Origin of the sequence: Bacillus sp. TH17, assembly GCF_016651125.1 — a bacterium.
In the GTDB taxonomy this organism is placed as follows: Bacteria; Bacillota; Bacilli; order Bacillales; family Bacillaceae_G; genus Bacillus_A; species Bacillus_A mycoides.
Map to the genome: position 1 here is coordinate 2,984,111 of NZ_JAEKEN010000001.1, position 18,344 is coordinate 3,002,454.

General features: G+C 36.6%; 17 protein-coding genes. 4 read left to right on the plus strand and 13 right to left on the minus strand.

What is annotated here, in order from left to right; genetic code table 11:
- Positions 1–14 precede the first annotated feature (14 nt).
- From JFT95_RS15155 to JFT95_RS15190, 8 genes are all read right to left on the minus strand, one after another.
- Complete coding sequence (locus tag JFT95_RS15155; RefSeq protein WP_002014316.1) at positions 15–1,046, minus strand: oxidoreductase; 1,032 nt, start codon at positions 1,044–1,046, stop codon at positions 15–17.
- A gap of 423 nt (positions 1,047–1,469) precedes the next feature.
- Positions 1,470–3,893, minus strand: coding sequence for a DNA topoisomerase IV subunit A (parC, locus tag JFT95_RS15160; RefSeq protein WP_002014315.1), 2,424 nt, complete (start codon positions 3,891–3,893; stop codon positions 1,470–1,472).
- 1 nt (position 3,894) lies between these two features.
- The gene (parE, locus tag JFT95_RS15165) at positions 3,895–5,859 is read right to left on the minus strand and encodes a DNA topoisomerase IV subunit B (RefSeq protein ID WP_002087772.1); all 1,965 of its coding nucleotides are present in this window, start codon (positions 5,857–5,859) and stop codon (positions 3,895–3,897) included.
- 377 nt (positions 5,860–6,236) lie between these two features.
- Complete coding sequence (locus tag JFT95_RS15170; protein ID WP_002014313.1) at positions 6,237–6,650, minus strand: CoA-binding protein; 414 nt, start codon at positions 6,648–6,650, stop codon at positions 6,237–6,239.
- A 79-nt stretch (positions 6,651–6,729) separates the two neighbouring features.
- The gene (locus tag JFT95_RS15175) at positions 6,730–7,971 is read right to left on the minus strand and encodes a S1C family serine protease (RefSeq protein WP_012261395.1); all 1,242 of its coding nucleotides are present in this window, start codon (positions 7,969–7,971) and stop codon (positions 6,730–6,732) included.
- Between the two features lie 203 nt (positions 7,972–8,174).
- Positions 8,175–8,852, minus strand: coding sequence for a response regulator transcription factor (locus tag JFT95_RS15180; RefSeq protein WP_002014310.1), 678 nt, complete (start codon positions 8,850–8,852; stop codon positions 8,175–8,177).
- Between the two features lie 18 nt (positions 8,853–8,870).
- On the minus strand, positions 8,871–9,323 hold the full coding sequence (gene nrdG / locus JFT95_RS15185; RefSeq protein WP_002137702.1) for an anaerobic ribonucleoside-triphosphate reductase activating protein: 453 nt from the start codon (positions 9,321–9,323) through the stop codon (positions 8,871–8,873).
- Positions 9,320–11,176 carry an anaerobic ribonucleoside triphosphate reductase gene (locus JFT95_RS15190; protein ID WP_063217628.1) on the minus strand — a complete coding sequence of 619 codons (1,857 nt, stop codon included), beginning with the start codon at positions 11,174–11,176 and terminating at the stop codon, positions 9,320–9,322. The genes nrdG and JFT95_RS15190 overlap by 4 nt, the downstream gene beginning before the upstream one ends.
- Before the next feature lie 225 nt (positions 11,177–11,401).
- Between JFT95_RS15190 and plsY the strand changes: the two genes are divergently transcribed.
- Together plsY and JFT95_RS15200 are read left to right on the plus strand one after the other, a co-directional pair.
- The gene (gene plsY / locus JFT95_RS15195) at positions 11,402–11,998 is read left to right on the plus strand and encodes a glycerol-3-phosphate 1-O-acyltransferase PlsY (protein WP_002014306.1); all 597 of its coding nucleotides are present in this window, start codon (positions 11,402–11,404) and stop codon (positions 11,996–11,998) included.
- A 109-nt stretch (positions 11,999–12,107) separates the two neighbouring features.
- On the plus strand, positions 12,108–12,398 hold the full coding sequence (locus tag JFT95_RS15200; protein WP_201052711.1) for a HesB/YadR/YfhF family protein: 291 nt from the start codon (positions 12,108–12,110) through the stop codon (positions 12,396–12,398).
- A gap of 76 nt (positions 12,399–12,474) precedes the next feature.
- On the opposite strand, the gene JFT95_RS15205 is transcribed toward JFT95_RS15200, so the two are convergent.
- Positions 12,475–12,894 (minus strand): acyl-CoA thioesterase, encoded by a 420-nt coding sequence (locus JFT95_RS15205; protein ID WP_002128497.1) that lies wholly within the window; start codon positions 12,892–12,894, stop codon positions 12,475–12,477.
- Between the two features lie 109 nt (positions 12,895–13,003).
- On the opposite strand from JFT95_RS15205, the gene JFT95_RS15210 reads away from it, so the two are divergent.
- A complete protein-coding gene (locus JFT95_RS15210) occupies positions 13,004–14,296 on the plus strand; it encodes a glycoside hydrolase family 18 protein (RefSeq protein ID WP_201052713.1) in 1,293 nt (430 codons plus the stop codon).
- Positions 14,297–14,372: 76 nt separating this feature from the next.
- Here JFT95_RS15210 and sspN read toward each other — a convergent pair whose 3' ends face one another.
- From sspN to JFT95_RS15230, 4 genes are all read right to left on the minus strand, one after another.
- Positions 14,373–14,507 carry an acid-soluble spore protein SspN gene (gene sspN, locus JFT95_RS15215; RefSeq protein ID WP_000527988.1) on the minus strand — a complete coding sequence of 45 codons (135 nt, stop codon included), beginning with the start codon at positions 14,505–14,507 and terminating at the stop codon, positions 14,373–14,375.
- A 43-nt stretch (positions 14,508–14,550) separates the two neighbouring features.
- Positions 14,551–14,694, minus strand: a complete 144-nt coding sequence (locus JFT95_RS15220; protein WP_002014298.1) for an FbpB family small basic protein — start codon at positions 14,692–14,694, stop codon at positions 14,551–14,553.
- A gap of 131 nt (positions 14,695–14,825) precedes the next feature.
- Complete coding sequence (locus tag JFT95_RS15225) at positions 14,826–15,773, minus strand: 3'-5' exonuclease (protein ID WP_002190374.1); 948 nt, start codon at positions 15,771–15,773, stop codon at positions 14,826–14,828.
- A gap of 115 nt (positions 15,774–15,888) precedes the next feature.
- Complete coding sequence (locus JFT95_RS15230) at positions 15,889–16,464, minus strand: TlpA family protein disulfide reductase (protein WP_002190375.1); 576 nt, start codon at positions 16,462–16,464, stop codon at positions 15,889–15,891.
- 488 nt (positions 16,465–16,952) lie between these two features.
- Here JFT95_RS15230 and JFT95_RS15235 point away from each other — a divergent pair, with 488 nt between their 5' ends.
- A complete protein-coding gene (locus JFT95_RS15235) occupies positions 16,953–18,308 on the plus strand; it encodes an RNA-guided endonuclease TnpB family protein (protein ID WP_201052716.1) in 1,356 nt (451 codons plus the stop codon).
- Positions 18,309–18,344 lie beyond the last annotated feature (36 nt).

The window sequence follows — 18,344 nt, forward strand, 5'->3', positions numbered from 1 at the left end:
AATTCGTGTCTTTTTTATTTTACCGCAATGACTCTACCCGTTTCACTACTCTCAGTCGCCAATTGAATCAATTTAATAACGTCTAAACCTTCTTGAGCAGTTACAGGTAGCTTTTCACCATTTAATATGCTATCTCGCACGCCTTTATAATACATGTCATAGCAGCCGACTTCTGTTGGAATACGCTCTAAGCTTTCTTCTGTTTCTAAAGTAGCAAAATTCTCTTCAGAGTCTGATCCATAACCATTATCCCCTGGCTTCATTCCAGTCTTTAATTGTTCTTCCTGTGAATCCATACCATACTTCACGATAGAACCTTTATCTCCATGCAGTGTAAAATGTGGTCCAGCTTGCTTTACGTAACTGCTACTATGTAAAATAACGCGCTTCACTCCATAGTGAAGTACAACATGGAAGTAATCATCCACTTCTGCACCTGGTCGTTGTTTTATTACATCTGCGCTTATCGCATCTGGTTTCCCAAATAATGATAATGCTTGGTCAATTAAATGCGATCCTAAATCATATAATATACCTGATCCTGGTAAGTTCTTTTCTCTCCAGCGATCGCGTACATGTGGGCGGAAACGATCGAAATGCGCTTCATATGCGTATACATTCCCTATTCTTTTTTCTTGTAATAATTTCTTTATCGTTAAGAAATCATTATCCAAACGGCGATTATGATACACACTTAAAACGACATTATGTCGGTTCGCTAATGAAATAAGTTCTTCTCCTTCTTCAATTGAAACAACGAATGGTTTTTCCACAACAACATGCTTACCGTGTACAATTGCTTCTTTTACATATGGAAAATGGGTTGTATTCGGCGAAGTAATGACCACTAAGTCAATATCAGCTCGATTTACTAATTCATCAATTGTACCAACAACTTCAGCATTTGGTAATGCTTGTTTCACTACTTCTTCTTTTGATGATAAAATAGCACGAATATCGTATTCTTCTATCGTTTGTAATAACGGGATGTGAAATGTTGTACTAGAAAATCCAAATCCTACAATCCCTACACCTATTTTTTTCATGTTGCCCCTCCATTTGTCCCGCTTTAACGGGCAGTAAGATTCCTAACTCAAAATTCAACGAAAGCAAAGAAATTAGGTGAGGAATCAACTGCTCGTAAAAGCCCGATTGGCTCAACTAATAATCAGTGGGGATAAAGAAAATCCCCACTGATTAAAGTTTCACTTTATGAGAACGATTTCATTTCATCATTATAACAAGATTATTTTTATATACATAATGATTTGCTTAGAAAAAAGCATCTTACTATCATTCATAGCAAGATGCTCCCTTTATCCCGCATTAACGCGCCGTAAGACTCCCACCTCAAAATAAGGCGAATGCGAGGGAAGTTAGGCGGGAGACCAACTGCCCGTAAAATCCCGATTGGTGAAGGCTAATAATCAGTGGGGGATGGAAAAAACCCCACTGATTAAAGTTTCACTTTATTCCGTTCTTTTCTTTGTCCACGTTTCAATTACTTCACCAGTATCATTAACATCTAGTACTAAACTACCATTACTATACCGGTCTTTATTTCGAAACGCTTTCGGATCAATTTCTTCTACAATGTGTTTCTCCGTCTTCATGTAAACTAATTCATCATCTCGAACAATTTCAATACCGACAATGCGGTACGGATTACGTTTTAACTCTTTAAAAATTACAAGGCCTCGCTTCGCCCTCGTTGATTTCTCAATTTCCGATGCCTTTATACGTTTCACAGCACCTCGCTGCGTAACGAGAATAAGTTGATCTTTTTCACCATTTAACGGTTTACCAGAAGCAACATAGTCATCTTCTTTTAAATTAATTGCTTTCACACCAGCTGCTCTGACACCAACTGGACTTACTTCTTCTTCATTGAATACAAGTGCATATGCACCATGTGTTGCAAGAACAATATCACTTGTCCCATCTGTCGCAAATATATCAACAACTTCATCATCTTTTTTCAAGTTTACAGCAACGAATGCCCGTGAATAACGCTGCACTTTATATTGGTTTAATTCTGTTTTCTTAATCATACCGTTTCGTGTAACAAATACGATAAATCGTTTTTCTTCTTCAAAATTCGGTACGACTGTTGCCCAAATTAACGATTCATCTCGCTCGAGTGAAACAAGATTCGCAACGTGTTGACCTAAATCTTTCCAACGAATTTCTGGCATTTCATACACAGGAAGATAAATATAATTTCCTTTGTTCGTAAATAAAAGAACGGTTTCTGTCGTGTTTGTATCGAAACGCTCAAGTAAGATGTCACCCTCTTTCATACCGAAGTATTTCCCGTTCGATGCATTATGCGAACGCCAACCTGTTCGTTTCACATAGCCTTCTTTCGTTACAGTAACGATGACATCTTCTTGCGGAATCATAACTTCCACATCGATTTTAATTTCTTCAATTTCCTCTTCAATTATCGCACGGCGATTATCACTATATGTTTTCTTTACTCTCTTCAAATCTGTTTTAATAACTTGAAAAAGTCTTTTTTCACTTTGTAAAATTGACTGTAACTCTATAATTTTCTTACTAAGTTCCGCTGCTTCTTGCTCTAGCGCTGTAATATCTGTATTTGTTAAACGATATAATTGCAGTGAAACAATTGCTTCTGACTGCGCCTCTGTAAATCCAAATTTCGCACTTAAATTATCTTTCGCATTACGCTTATCTTTAGACCCACGGATCGTTTCAATCACTTCATCTAAAATTGATAATGCTTTCTTTAAACCTTCTACAATATGCTGACGATTTTCTGCTTTTCTTAATTCATATTGTGAGCGTCTTGTAACAACTTCTTTCTGATGTCCAATATATGCATCCAAAATCTTAGGTAATGTCATAAGTGTCGGACGACGATTATTTATCGCTACCATATTAAAGTTGTATGGAATTTGTAAATCTGTATTTTTATATAAATAATTTAAAATACCTTCAGCATTCGCTTCTTTTTTTAATTCTACAACGATACGAAGACCTGTACGATCTGTCTCATCACGTACTTCAGCAATTCCATCTAGCTTTTTATCTATACGTAATTCATCCATTTTCTTAACAAGATTGGCTTTATTTACTTCGTACGGAATTTCTGTAATAACGATTTGTTGCTTCCCGCCACGAATCGTTTCAACCTCTGCTTTTCCGCGAATAATAATTTTACCTTTACCTGTTTCATACGCTTTTTTAATGCCATCTATCCCTTGTATAATACCACCTGTAGGGAAATCTGGTCCTTTAATAACTGTCAACAAGTCCTCCACAGAACTATTCGGTTGATCGATACGCATAATTGTAGCATCAATTACTTCTCCAAGATGATGCGGTGGAATTTCTGTTGCATAACCAGCGGAAATCCCTGTAGATCCGTTCACTAATAAGTTCGGGAACATTGCCGGTAATACAATAGGTTCTTCACTCGTATCATCAAAGTTTGACACGAATTCTACTGTTTCTTTATCAAGATCACGTAATAACTCAGATGCGATTGGTGATAAACGTGCTTCCGTATAACGCATTGCCGCTGCTGGATCCCCATCAACACTACCGTTATTTCCGTGCATTTCAACTAAAACATTACGTACTTTCCAAGTTTGACTTAAACGGACCATCGCCTCATATACAGAGGAATCACCATGTGGATGATAATTACCGATAACATTACCTACTGTTTTAGCTGATTTACGAAACGCTTTATCATGCACGTTTCCTTCTACATACATAGAATATAAAATACGTCTTTGTACCGGTTTTAAACCGTCACGCGCATCTGGAAGCGCGCGGTCTTGAATAATATATTTACTATAACGTGCAAAGCGGTCACCTAACACGTCTTCAAGCGGGAGGTCATGAAACTTCTCTGCCTGCATGTTATTCCACCTCCGTCTCCATAATCATTTCATTTTCTAAAATATTTCCTTCTTCTTGCATACCAAATTGTACATTACGCTCAATCCATTTACGGCGAGGTTCTACTTTATCCCCCATCAATGTCGTAACTCGGCGCTCAGCTCTTGATGCATCGTCAATTTTCACACGGATTAACGTACGTGTTTCAGGGTTCATCGTTGTTTCCCATAATTGATCGGCATTCATTTCGCCAAGTCCTTTATAGCGCTGCAGCATGTAGCCTTTACCGACCTTTTTCGTTACACCACCTAATTCTTCATCAGACCATGCATATTCAATTACTTCACTTTTCCCTTTTCCTTTACTTACTTTATATAAAGGTGGAAGTGCGATAAATACTTTACCAGCTTCAATAAGTGGTTTCATATAACGGTAGAAGAACGTCAGTAGTAACACTTGAATATGTGCTCCATCCGTATCTGCATCGGTCATAATAACAACTTTATCGTAGTTAATATCTTCAACAGCGAACTCATTCCCTACGCCGCCGCCAATTGCGTAAATAATCGTATTGATCTCTTCGTTCTTAAAAATATCAGCAAGCTTTGCTTTTTCTGTGTTAATTACTTTACCACGTAATGGTAGCACCGCTTGGAAACGACGATCTCGCCCTTGCTTTGCTGAACCACCAGCCGAGTCACCCTCTACTAAATACAATTCGTTTTTCTGAGGATTACGTGATTGTGCAGGTGTTAACTTCCCGCTTAAAGTACCTTCTGATTTTTTCTTCTTCTTACCAGTACGTGCTTCTTCTCTCGCTTTACGAGCAGCCTCACGTGCTTGTGCTGCTTTAATTGCCTTTCTCACAAGAAGTGTAGCTACATCCGGGTTTTCTTCTAAAAAGTAAGCTAAATGCTCAGATACAATTGCATCAATTGAAGAACGAGCTTCACTTGTACCTAGTTTCCCTTTCGTTTGCCCTTCAAACTGGAGTACATCTTCTGGTACACGTACAGAAACAATCGAAGCTAATCCTTCTCGAATATCTGTACCCTCTAAATTTTTGTCTTTTTCTTTTAATAAAGAAACTTTACGAGCATACTCATTGAACACACGTGTCATTGCTGTTTTAAATCCAGCTTCGTGTGTACCACCGTCTTTTGTACGTACATTATTTACAAACGAAAGAATGTTTTCTGAGTAACCATCATTAAACTGAAAGGCTAACTCTGCTTCAATTCCATTTTGCTCACCCGAGAAATATACAACTGGATGAATCGAATCTTTCTCTTCGTTTAAGTATGAAACGAAAGCCTCAATTCCTGTTTCATAATGAAACACATCTTCTAAATCATTACGTTCATCTTTTATCGAGATTTTCATTCCTTTTAATAAGAATGCAGATTCACGTAATCTCTCACATAATGTTTCATAATTATAATTTGTTGTGCTGAAAATAGTTGTATCTGGTTTGAAGTGCATCGTTGTACCAGACTCTTTCGTTTTCCCGATTTTCTCTAACGTCGTTGCAGGAGTACCACCATTTTCAAAGCGTTGTTCATAAATGCTACCATCTCGCTTAATCGTTACTACTAGCCATTCTGATAAGGCGTTTACAACTGATGCCCCAACACCGTGTAAACCACCACTCGTTTTATAGCCTCCTTGGCCAAACTTACCACCAGCATGAAGTACTGTTAAAATAACTTCAGGTGTCGGCTTTCCAAGCTTATGCATTCCCGTAGGCATTCCTCGCCCTTTATCAATTACGCTAATACTATTATCTTTATGTATTACGACAGAAATTTCGTCGCCAAATCCCGCTAATGCTTCATCAACGGAGTTATCTACTATTTCATATACTAAATGATGCAATCCACGGCTATCCGTACTCCCGATATACATACCCGGGCGTTTTCGAACGGCTTCAAGTCCTTCTAACACTTGAATTGCATCTTCATTATATTGGAACTGATGCTTCGCCAAACTCCTTGCCCCTTTCCTAATCAAATCAGAACATATGTTTCTATTATAGAATAACGCCTCGACTATAGTTTTGGCAAGTTATCTTATCTCTTTTATATACTATTTTCAATAGAAAAATCCTTGTTTTTTTCACAAGGATTCCTCTAGGCTACTATTTCAGAAAAATAATCGTTTGTCAACGAGAAATGGATATGTATTCCAACATTATACATTCCAAACCTTTATCATGATCCAAATGATCAATATCCAAAATGGGATAACAAGTAACAATCCCCAAAAACAGCCTTTAAAAAATCTCATGATGAACACCTCGTTCATCCGCCCTACTTATGTAAAAAGCGAGGGCTGAATCAATCTTTCTATCTTTAAAATCTATACTATTTTGTCATTACATGCTCTACTTTAATGCAACGATCCATTATTACTGTGTACCCTTTTTCTTGTAAAAGTTTATATGTATCTTCATCTTGTACTCCTAATTGTGCCCAGAAAACATCTGCATCAATCTCTACAAACTCTTTCGCAACATCCTTTAAAAATTCTGAGCGACGAAACACATTTACAATATCAACATGTTCTTTAATATCCGTCAGTGAAGAAACCGCCTTTTCTCCGAGTACTTCATCTACTGTTGGATTTACTGGAATAATGCGGTACCCAGCATCTTGCATTGCTTTTGAAACCATATACGATGTGCGTTCTGGCTTATCTGATAATCCAACAACTGCAATCGTTTTACTTTTCTTTAATACTTCACCAATTTCCGTACGAGTTGGGTTTTCAATTATCATAATTTATCCCTCCTATTCCTTTAGTATATCCGATAAAGAAAGTCTCTTTCAACATGAAAGAGACTTTCTTTTATTCCGATTATTGATTCTTTGTAGCTGAATTATCTGCTAATGTAGCTGTTTTCGTCATTTTTTGGCCATTGCGATAGAATGTAACTTCTACTTTCTCGCCTACTTTTTTCTTTTCATATAAATATTTACGGAATTGAAGTGAATTCTCTACTTTTTGATCATCTAACGCTACTACTATATCATATTGCTCTAAACCAGCTTTTTCTGCAGGTGATATTGGATAAATTTTACCTAATACAACGCCGTTTGTTACTTCTTTCGGTACTTTCAATTGATTTACTGCATAAGCTTGCACATCTTCTAATGAAACGACACCTACTCCTAGTGCTGGACGTTTCACCACTCCTTCTTTTTCAAGGGATTCAATAACTGGCTTTGCAATATTAATTGGAATAGCAAATCCAATTCCTTCAACTTCTTGTTGTGCAATTTTACTTGAATTAATCCCAATTATTTCACCGTTTTGATTAAATAACGCACCACCACTATTACCTGGGTTAATCGCTGCATCTGTTTGAATAACTTGAGCATTCCAATCTGCACGCTTATCGCCATCAATATCTACTGGAATTTCACGTTCTTTGCTACTAATAATACCTTCTGTTACACTTCCATCAAACCCTAGTGGGTTACCGATTGCAATCGCTTTTTCACCCGCACGAAGTTTACTTGAATCACCTAAAGTGGCAACTTTATTTACATTAGATCCATCAATTTCTACAACCGCTAAATCTAACCAAGGGTCTTTCCCTACAAGCTTTGCATCTACCTTTTTACCATCACTTAGTTTTACAGCAAGTTTATTTGCTCCATCTACTACATGGTTGTTCGTTACAATATACGCTTTATTTCCTGCTTTTTTATAAATAACACCTGATCCTGAGCCAGCTTGTTGCTCTTGGCCTGTCGGTTGCATTGCAAATGGATCAACACTTTGTTGCATATTAATAACACCTACAACAACATCCTTCGCGCCTTCGATCATTCCCGGTAAATCAGTTTCATTTTTCGCTTTATTTACAACTGGAACTACAGTTCCTTCTACTTGTTTATTAGAATTGAATGACGAAACAGCTGCATCATTATTTTGCACCCATGGCATGTACGGTGCTGCAAAACTAATCGAAACCGCCCCGACTACAGCTCCAACTAAACCTGTGAAAAAATATCCTTTTTTACTACCTGATTTTTTCACTTCTCTCGTTTCACTATGCTCTTCATTCAAATTCGGTCCGTCGTAATATCCCATGTTTTATTTCCCCTCCCTGGTGAATTCGTACTTTCAGTATAGTCACATTTTGTGTCCTTCTTGTGAACTCATCGTGAAATCCAATTAAAAAAATACTCCTATCTACCATTGTAGACAAGAAAAGTATTTTTTGTACATTCCACCTACAAAGGAGAGTGTAAATTTGCTATATCCCAAAGCCGAGATGCATAGTAACTTAAAGGTTATTCTTCGAATTTGTAACCTACTCGAATAACAGTGCCGATATGCTTCGCCTTATCTCCTAGCTTATTTCGCAGTTTTTTAATATGTGTATCAACCGTTCGGTCATCACCGTAGTAATCATATCCCCATAACTGATCTAATAAATGTTGACGTGACAACACAATTCCTTTGTTCTCCATTAAATAAACAAGAAGTTCAAACTCCTTATGTGTCAATATAATTTCTTCACCATCTACTAAAACTGTTCTAGATAGTCGATTCACTTCTATTCCAGCTAAAGACATAGTATTTTCTTCTGATACTCCTACCGCTCCATCCGCACGTTTCAATAACGTCTTCGCGCGAGCCACTAACACTTTCGGGCTAAATGGTTTCGTTACATACTCATCTGCACCTAATTCAAAACCTAGTAATGTATCATCCTCATCCGAACGTGCTGTCAGCATAATAATTGGTACTGCTGATTCTTTTCTAATTCGTCTACAAACAGACCATCCATCTATTTCTGGTAACATAATATCTAACATAATTAAATCAATTTCATGCTCTGCAAATAATTCTAACGCTTTTTTCCCGTCTTCTGCTTCGATTACTTCAAAGCCTTCATTACGAAAATAATCACTAACAATTTCACGTAATCTTCTTTCATCTTCAACAAGTAATACTGTTTTATTCATATAATCTATCCCGCCTTTTTACTCTTTCAATCGAATAATACGTTGATTGGAGCTTCCGCGAAATGGAAGTGTTAAATCTTTTTTCTCGATTTCAAATCTTCCATCGACTAAAACATCCCCATACTGTAACAACTCTATCATATCATTATTTCGAGAACTCTGTATCTCTTCTAACGTATAACCTGTATACATCCATAGATTTTTTTTCAAATCTTTCACAGCTTTTGCTACTTTTTTCACTTCAGCAGCTTGGAAGAATGGATCTCCACCTGAAAATGTTACATCTGTTAATGAATTACTTTCAATCTCTTTCACAATTTCTTCTACCGTCATTTCAGTTCCATTGCAAACATTCCAAGATTTCGGGTTATGGCACCCGAAACAACGATGCGGACAGCCCGCAAAAAACACGACTGTCCGCAACCCTTCTCCATCTACTACACTATCATGAATGATATTCATAACTTTCATTTATGCTTCACCCGATCCATCTCTTCACTACGTTTCGCACTATTCCACTTCGACATATCTCCTACAAGATAGCCCGTTATACGGCGAATTCTTTCTATATTAGCCTCATCTTCATTTCCACAGCTTGGACATTCATTCCCAATAACTCCGTGATAACTACAGCACTTACAACGATCAACAGGATGATTTATTGAACCGTACCCAACGCCATTCTCTGCCATCGCTTGCACAATTTGCTTTAATGCCTTTTTGTTATGCATAGCTGCTCCGTCTAGTTCAATATACGTAATATGTCCCCCGTTACATAGGGCATGGAAAGGTCCTTCTAAACGAATTTTATTTATCGCTTGAATGTTATAATAAACTGGAATATGGAATGAATTCGTATAGTAATTATGGTTCGTTATACCGCTAATCTCACCAAATTCTTCTCTATCTTTTTTCACAAACTTACCTGATAAACCTTCTGCAGGCGTTGCAATTACAGAGAAATTGAGTTGATGTTCTTCCATCGCCTTATCCATGCTCTCTCTCATAAAGGAAATAATTTCATATCCAAGCTTCCACGATTCTTCATTTTCTCCATGATGCTTTCCAGTTAACGCTACTAAACATTCTGCAAGACCGATAAAACCAAGACTTAACGTCCCTTGTTTTAAAATCGGTTCCACAGCATCTTCAGGTTGTAACGTCTCTCCACCACGCCATACACCTTGTGAATATAAGAACTGAAAATCTCTTGCTCTCTTTGTACATTGATAAGCAAATCTCTCTAATAATTGCTTAACGCCTAAATCTAAATAATAACTTAGCGCTTCAAAAAACGCTTCTTTTGAACCACTAATTAGCGCTAATTTCACTAAATTAATAGAAGTAAACGATAAATTCCCTCTTCCAATTGCTGTTTCTTCCCCATGTATATTAGACATAACACGAGTACGGCACCCCATATAACATACTTCACTTTCAGGTCGACCATCATAATGCACAGCATTAAACGGAGCATCTAAAAACGAAAAGTTAGGGAATAATCGCTCAGCGGTCGTTTCTAACGCTAATTCAAATAAATCATAGTTCGGATCACACTCTTCAAAGTTCACGCCTTTTTTCATTTTGAAAATTTGAATAGGAAAAATCGGTGTTTCCCCTTTACCAAGTCCAGCTTGCGTCGCTTTTAAAAGTTGCTTAATTAAAAGTCTTCCCTCTTTCGATGTGTCTGTTCCGTAGTTAATAGAAATAAATGGTACTTGTCCCCCGCCCCTACTATGCATACTATTTGAATTATGAACGAAAGCCTCACACGCCTGATACGTATCATTTTCTGTCTCTTTCCATGCAAATTCCTCTATTTGTTCTTTCGTAAGCGGATATGACTGTAGTCGTTTTTTATGTCTCTTTACTGTTTTTCTCACATATGGAGCTAAATCAATATCAAAGAGTGCAAACGATTGACCACCGTGCTGCATATTTTGATTCGCCTGAAAAATAATTGAAGAAAGCGCCAACGCACTTTTAATGTCTTGCGGTTGTCTCATATGTCCATGTCCAGTATGAAAACCGTTAGCTAGCATTTGCGCTAACGGAATTTGCGAACAAGTCGTCGTTCCTGTTGCATAAAAATCTAAATCATGTGGATATAATATATTTTGATCTATCGCTTTTTTCACTTGATCTGATAATAATTTTTCTACTGCATAATACTTTGCGCTCTCAGATGCGAACGTTCCCATTACTCCCATTGGAGATCGACCATCTACATTTGCATTTTCCTGCATTAAATCTTGTTCATTACCGTGGATAATTGTCTCAAATACTTTCATTAATTCTTCTCCACGTACATTTTGTTTCAACATTCATAACCCTCCACCAACATGTTGTTGTCTTTTGATTAAAATCATACAACATATAGTTCTTCTGTTCCTGTGAAAAATGTAACATTCCTGTGAAAGTTTTTTTAAAAATTAATGACTTTTTCATTTATAAAAAAGAAATGTGCTCTTTACAAATGTATGGTACAATAAATGGGAAAAACTCTTTTTACCCTTTATCAACACATTTGTATAAAGGAGACTGAACTCATGGTTATTACATATCTTTTATTTATCGTTGCCTATCTACTCGGTTCGATTCCATTTGCATTAGTCGTTGGAAAAATTGGTTATGGAATCGACATTCGTGAGCATGGAAGCGGTAATCTAGGCGGAACAAATACATTCCGTACATTAGGGAAAAAAGCAGGTTTTATCGTAACAATTGCTGACATTTTAAAAGGTACATTAGCAACAGGTCTACCGATTATTTTTGGGTCAGATATTCACCCACTATGGTTTGGATTAGCCGCTGTTCTTGGACATGTCTATCCGATCTTCGCAAAATTCCGCGGGGGGAAAGCAGTTGCAACTTCTGCTGGGGTGCTATTATGCTATTCACCAGTTGTTTTTGCAATATTAGCTGTTGTCTTTTTCAGCCTTTTATTTACAACAAGATACGTATCACTTTCTTCTATGATAACAGCTGTCGTTGCTGTTATTGCATCCATTGTTAGCGGGGATAAAATCTTCATTATTGCGATGTGTTTATTAGCAGGTATGGTTATTTATAAACACCGTGCAAATATCGGACGAATTATAAATAAAACTGAACCAAAAGCAAACTTTTCAAAAAAGCAAAAATAAGATCGTAACCCACATAACGCAAAAAGAAAACGTGAAGCATATTAATAGCGTCTTTTTGCGTTATTTTTTATACTAAAAGAAAAAGCAACATAATTTGGAGGAACTATACATGAATCTTTCCGTAACAAAAGAAGCAGCACAATGGTATAAAAACGAATTAAACTTACAATCGGGTGAAACAATACGTCTTTTCGTACAATACGGCGGTTGCAGTACTGTGCAAAAAGGACTTTCTTTGGGTATTCGTAAAGATGCCCCTGCGCACCCTGCTGTTCAAACTCAAGAAGAAGGTATTAACTTCTTTATTGAAGGCGATGATGAGTGGTTCTTCGATGGACATAATTTATTAGTTACACTTAACGACGGTGATGATTTCCCTCAATTTAATTATGAAAAATAAAAAAGCGTGGCTTCTGCCACGCTTTTTTATCCCGCTATTTGCGGGTAGTAAGACCCCCACTGATTAAAGTTTCACTTTATTTCTTTTTAATTTCCTCATATTTCGCATACCACTCAGGATATAATTTTTTAAATGATACAGGGCGGAACCCTTCTTTTTTCGCACAAATATTCGTCGTGCTTGCAGTAATACAAAGTTCGCCATCACCATTATAAATTTCATATCCATATACAACGCGGAGCGGGCTCACAGTATCAACCCACGTTTTCACAATAGCTTTTTCTCCGTAACGCATCGCTTTACGATATGAAATTTGCAAGTCTAATACAGGAGAAATAATTCCCTCTTTCTCCATTTCAACATATGAAAATCCTAATTCTTGTATAAGTTTAGTGCGCCCAAGTTCCAGCCACACTAAATAGTTTGAATGGTAAACAACACCCATCTGGTCTGTTTCCGCATAGCGGATTTCAACTTCATGTTCTGCTACAAACATTTCTATTCGCCTTCTTTCACTTCTGCTACCTTGCATACATTTAATCATAATACAGAGGAATCAAAAATAAAATAAAAACAGTGAATCTTTTACCGAAAGGGGCAAGCACATGATCCAAATTGTAACTGTTCGTAACGGTGATAGTGTTTATGGTTTAGCATCAAAGTACGGATCTACACCTGAAGAAATTGTAAAAGACAATGGACTAAATCCAGCTGAAACACTCGTTGTTGGTCAGGCACTTATCGTTAATACAAAAGGCAATAATTATTATGTACAGCCAGGTGACAGCCTTTATCGAATTTCTCAAACGTATAACGTCCCTCTCGCCAGTTTAGCTAAAGTTAATAACCTTTCATTAAAATCTATTCTCCATGTCGGACAGCAATTATATATACCGAAAGGAACAAAACGAGCAGTAGAATCCATTGCTTATTTACAGCCTTCAACAATACCGATAAAAGAAAGTTTAGTAAATGCTACACGTGCTATTAATCCATTTTTAACATATTTAGCCTACTTCAGCTTTGAAGCAAAAAGAGACGGCACTTTAAAAGAACCGACGGAAACAGCGAAAATCGCTAATATTGCAACGCAAGGTAACACCATCCCTATGCTCGTTATTACAAATATTGAAAATGGAAATTTCAGTGCCGATCTGACCTCGGTTATTTTACGCGATGCAACAATTCAAAACAAGTTTATTACTAACATTTTGCAAACAGCTGAAAAATATGGCATGCGAGACATTCATTTCGATTTCGAGAGTGTGGCACCTGAAGATCGCGAAGCGTATAATCGGTTTTTACGAAATGTGAAAACACGCTTACCTAGCGGGTACACATTAAGTACAACACTTGTACCGAAAACGAGCTCAAATCAAAAAGGGAAATTTTTTGAGGCTCACGATTATAAAGCACAAGGACAAATTGTTGATTTCGTCGTCATTATGACATACGACTGGGGTTGGCAAGGTGGACCACCGATGGCGATTTCCCCTATTGGTCCTGTAAAAGAAGTACTTCAATATGCAAAATCTCAAATGCCCCCACAAAAAATTATGATGGGGCAAAATTTATATGGATTTGATTGGAAACTTCCTTTCAAACAAGGGAATCCACCCGCAAAAGCAGTTAGCTCTGTCGCAGCTGTTGCACTTGCTCGTAAATACAATGTTCCTATCCGCTATGATTTCACAGCCCAAGCTCCACATTTTAATTACTTTGATGAAAACGGCGTACAACACGAGGTTTGGTTTGAAGATTCGAGGTCTATTCAAAGTAAATTCAATTTAATGAAAGAACAAGGCATTGGTGGTATTAGTTACTGGAAGATTGGTCTACCATTCCCACAAAATTGGCGTTTACTCGTTGAAAACTTTACAATTACGAAAAAAGGCTGACGAAAGTCAGCTTTTTAAATATTTTTATAATATTATCCAAACACACAAAAAGGAGAATGATGACATTCTCCTTTTTTTAACCGTTATCAACAATTGGTTGTTTGCCAGTTTGGTCTTGCATTTGCTTCCCTTTATTGCCACCAGCTTTTTTCGATTGTGTTCCAATTTGATTTGGTGCAAAGTCTTTTGAATTCTTTTTCGGATTACCCATTACTATCGCCTCCTTAACACTAGTATCGTACTAGTGTTAAGAATTATTCAGCCTGCTTAAAAAGTTTCATTTCATAACGTTTTTCAATTCGTTTTTCAATTCGATCCATTGCATCACGATCGCTTAATAATTGTTGTTTATTTTCATTTACAAGTTCTTCAAACGATCTACGGCGACTTCTTCTCATGTTGCTCACCCTTTCTTCTACGCTTTCTTATTACATAGTATGAGCAAATGAAAAACTCTTTAATCAGATTTGCAAGAAAATTTTATGTTTTGATAAAAAATCCCATGCGCATATATTGCACATGGGATTTTTTACACCATCGTATTTAAATATTTTTTAATTTCTTCATCCGCATTTACTTTATTTGCTCTATATTCATCCAGCGCTCGTAATACAGAATCGTATTCTGCTACAATGTAGCTCTCTAGCTTCAAAATGTCCTCTACACTGTCAATCATAATTCTCGTGTTGCCAATCTCACTTTTCAATGCTGCCTCGTATGTTAAGCTCGTACAAATTTCTCTTACATCGTCTTCCATTTTTTCTGTTAACACATATTTCTTTCGCCCTTTGACCTTTAACCTTATAATTGGGTAAAAAGCTTTTATATCTAAATAACTCCCAACATTCATACAACGAATCCACTCAATATCACGTTTATTTCGTACAAGCATTTCTTTTACCGCTTCAAATACCGCTGTTTCATCAAGTACTTCCTTATTCGCTTTTCTTTTTCCTTCTTCTTCAACGGCTGCACATTTTTGATAAACAGCCGCACACGTAATACAGTCGTCAAATGCATTATGAGAACTTAAGCGAATTCCAAGCATTCGTTTTAACGTTTCAAGTTTGTGATTAGGCGCATGCTTCATATATTTTTTCGCTAAAAACACAGTATCAATAACGTTATTTTTAGGCTCAGGTAGTCCAAGCATATTTACATTACTCTTTAAAAAACGCATATCAAAAGAAGCATTATGTGCCACGATAATATTTGTATCTAGAAATGCCAAAAACAAAGGCAATACTTCTGCAATTGTTGGTGCGTCTGAAACACGATAATTCGTAATACCTGTTAAACTCGTAATTCGGCTCGGAATTGGACGCTCTGGATTCACATACGATACAAATTGATCTACTAGTTCATGATTACAATATTTCACTGCTGCAACTTGAATAATTTTATCATTATAAGGGTTAAATCCTGTTGTTTCAAAATCAATTACAACATAATCTAACGGTAAGGATACATTCCCCACTCCAGACACTCCTTTATCTCTAAACATTTATATTTCTTTTATCATATCACGAAGCTTTCACTACTTGAAAAAGAAAAGGCAGAAATGATTATATTCCATCTCCACCTTTTCACCGTTATTTTAATTTAGCAATCCGTTTCTCCATTTCTTTTTGCGTCATCGGTCCAATAAACTTATCTTGAATAACACCTTCTGTATCAATAAAATAAGAAGTTGGAATGGTAATTACTTTATACGCTGTTGTCACATCAATGTTCTTGTCCAATAAAATAGGAAAAGTAATTCCTTTTTCTTTAGCGAAGTTCCTTACCTTTTCTTCTCCCCCTCCTTTTTCTGAAGGAGTATAGTTTATAGCTAAAATTTCTACGTTTTCTTTATGTTCTTTATAAAAGGCCTCCATATCAGGCATTTCTTGCTGACAAGGCCCACACCACGTTGCCCAAAAGTTTAAAATAACTTTCTTTCCTTTTAAATCGGATAACTTTACATTCGTTCCATCTATCTTTGCTAATTCAAAATCTGGTGCGCTCTTTCCAATTTCAATACCGTTCCTTGCGAAAATCTCTTTCATAGCAGCTTCACTTTTGGCAGGCTTTTCTTGCATTACTTGATCCTCTTTACCAAACTGTTCATAAGCTGCATATCCCGCTAAACAAAGTAACACTACAATAATGGTAAGCTTCCGCCACATTTTATATCACCCTAACGTGTTTATCTTTTTATAACATAATCATCAAAATACTATATACCTTATTTTAGCTTATACGGACAAGCTTGGAAATATTCACATTCAAAATAGTCGGAATATTTTTAACTAAGATGAAGTATTTCCCTTTTTATCCTTTTTGGCAAGAAGACTCCATCTGATTTGTGTTACGGGTGAAACCCAACAATTCAGGTGGAGATGAATTGCCGTCAGAAGGTAGGTTGAACGCTTTTGTTTCGTTCATAACAATTTTCCCGGGGCGAATATTTGTTTCTTTTGTCTTACGATATAATCTGCCCCTAGATAAGGAGGGAATATATCGTAAGACAACGAAATTGGATAATAATAATAATCATTTGGTTACTTGAGGCAAAAGGAATTACGATGAAGGCCATGTTCAAATTTTATTCCGTTCCGTTTCAAATATTGATTTGTCAAAAGTAATGAACTCTCTACGAAAGGTGGTGAAAACAATGGTTAGAAAGAAAGCAGTGAAAGTATTACGGAAACAAAAGAAAAGAGAAACCATGCAACGATTCACGCAGAAACAGAATATCGGACGAGCTTGTCTTACAGCTAAAGAATTCCGCTTACTGCAACGCATGTCACATAGTTCAAAAGCATTGCGAAATGTTGGATTGTACACGATTAAACAAAGTTACTTGAATCATAACAAGATGGCTACTGTAAAAGAAGTGGACACTGCCATGCAAACAGATATGAACTACTGGGGCATTCAATCAAACTCTGTTCAAGCCATTCGTAGAGCCTTATTTACAGAAGTGAAGAGCTTTTTTAAAGCATTGGAACAGTGGAAGAAAAAACCAGAAACCTTCACAGGTCGTCCTAAGTTTCCGAATTATTCTCGTTCAACTGACAAACGAATTATTGAAATCTATCAAGTTCCAAAGGTGGATGATAACGGGTATTGGATGATTCCAATGAATGTTGCATTCAGGAAAAAATTCGGTTCCATTAAAATACGTATGCCTAAAAATGTAAGAAATAAAAAAATCTCCTACATTGAGATTGTACCGAAGCAAAAAGGTCGGTTCTTTGAGGTGCATTACACATATGAGATGCACGTTTCTCAAATGAAGAAACCATCCACGACTACTAGTAATGCTTTGAGTTGCGATTTAGGTGTAGACAGATTAGTAAGTTGTGCGACAAATACAGGTGATACATTTTTAATTGATGGAAAAAAACTTAAATCCATTAACCAATACTTCAACAAAATGATACGTAATCTACAACTGAAAAATATGGAAAATGGACTTTCAAAACGTGTTGTAACGAACCAAATGGCTGCACTTTGGCATAAACGAGAACGACAAATAAATGGTTACATTTCACAAACTGTAGGCCTGTTGTTCAAAAAAGTGAAAGCATGCAACATAGATACGGTTGTCGTAGGGTATAACGCGGGTTGGAAACAAAAATCTGATATGGGAAAAAAGAATAATCAAAAATTTGTTCAAATCCCGTTTCATAAACTGATTGCAGCGATTGAGAATAAATTTATAAAAGAAGGCATCCGATTTTTAAAACAAGAAGAAAGCTATACTTCAAAAGCTAGTTTTCTTGATAAAGATAAGGTTCCAGTTTGGTCTAAGGAGGATAGGACGCATTATCACTTTAGTGGCAAACGAATCACTCGTGGTCTGTACCAAAGTAAAGCAGGAACATGTATCCATGCTGATATTAATGGTGCATTGAATACATTGCAAAAATCAAAAGTTGTAGAATTGGATGAAAACCTTAAAGTGAAAACGCCGATTCTATTAGAAGTGCAAACACGTAAGGCTGTTGCTTCGCGCATAGCTTAGTGGGTGCGTCAACCATCCATGTGTACTCGACTTGTC

What these genes read in the sequence shown, in the direction of transcription:
- JFT95_RS15230 (WP_002190375.1), bottom strand. Translation starts at nt 16,464, where the DNA reads ATGTGGCGGAAGCTTACCATTATTGTAGTGTTACTTTGTTTAGCGGGA.
- JFT95_RS15235 (WP_201052716.1), top strand. Translation starts at nt 16,953, where the DNA reads ATGGTTAGAAAGAAAGCAGTGAAAGTATTACGGAAACAAAAGAAAAGA.
- JFT95_RS15205 (WP_002128497.1), bottom strand. Translation starts at nt 12,894, where the DNA reads ATGTTTGTAGCAGAACATGAAGTTGAAATCCGCTATGCGGAAACAGAC.
- JFT95_RS15200 (WP_201052711.1), top strand. Translation starts at nt 12,108, where the DNA reads ATGAATCTTTCCGTAACAAAAGAAGCAGCACAATGGTATAAAAACGAA.
- JFT95_RS15155 (WP_002014316.1), bottom strand. Translation starts at nt 1,046, where the DNA reads ATGAAAAAAATAGGTGTAGGGATTGTAGGATTTGGATTTTCTAGTACA.
- parC (WP_002014315.1), bottom strand. Translation starts at nt 3,893, where the DNA reads ATGCAGGCAGAGAAGTTTCATGACCTCCCGCTTGAAGACGTGTTAGGT.
- JFT95_RS15180 (WP_002014310.1), bottom strand. Translation starts at nt 8,852, where the DNA reads ATGAATAAAACAGTATTACTTGTTGAAGATGAAAGAAGATTACGTGAA.
- JFT95_RS15190 (WP_063217628.1), bottom strand. Translation starts at nt 11,176, where the DNA reads ATGTTGAAACAAAATGTACGTGGAGAAGAATTAATGAAAGTATTTGAG.
- JFT95_RS15175 (WP_012261395.1), bottom strand. Translation starts at nt 7,971, where the DNA reads ATGGGATATTACGACGGACCGAATTTGAATGAAGAGCATAGTGAAACG.
- JFT95_RS15220 (WP_002014298.1), bottom strand. Translation starts at nt 14,694, where the DNA reads ATGAGAAGAAGTCGCCGTAGATCGTTTGAAGAACTTGTAAATGAAAAT.
- JFT95_RS15170 (WP_002014313.1), bottom strand. Translation starts at nt 6,650, where the DNA reads ATGATAATTGAAAACCCAACTCGTACGGAAATTGGTGAAGTATTAAAG.
- sspN (WP_000527988.1), bottom strand. Translation starts at nt 14,507, where the DNA reads ATGGGTAATCCGAAAAAGAATTCAAAAGACTTTGCACCAAATCAAATT.
- JFT95_RS15210 (WP_201052713.1), top strand. Translation starts at nt 13,004, where the DNA reads ATGATCCAAATTGTAACTGTTCGTAACGGTGATAGTGTTTATGGTTTA.
- nrdG (WP_002137702.1), bottom strand. Translation starts at nt 9,323, where the DNA reads ATGAAAGTTATGAATATCATTCATGATAGTGTAGTAGATGGAGAAGGG.
- plsY (WP_002014306.1), top strand. Translation starts at nt 11,402, where the DNA reads ATGGTTATTACATATCTTTTATTTATCGTTGCCTATCTACTCGGTTCG.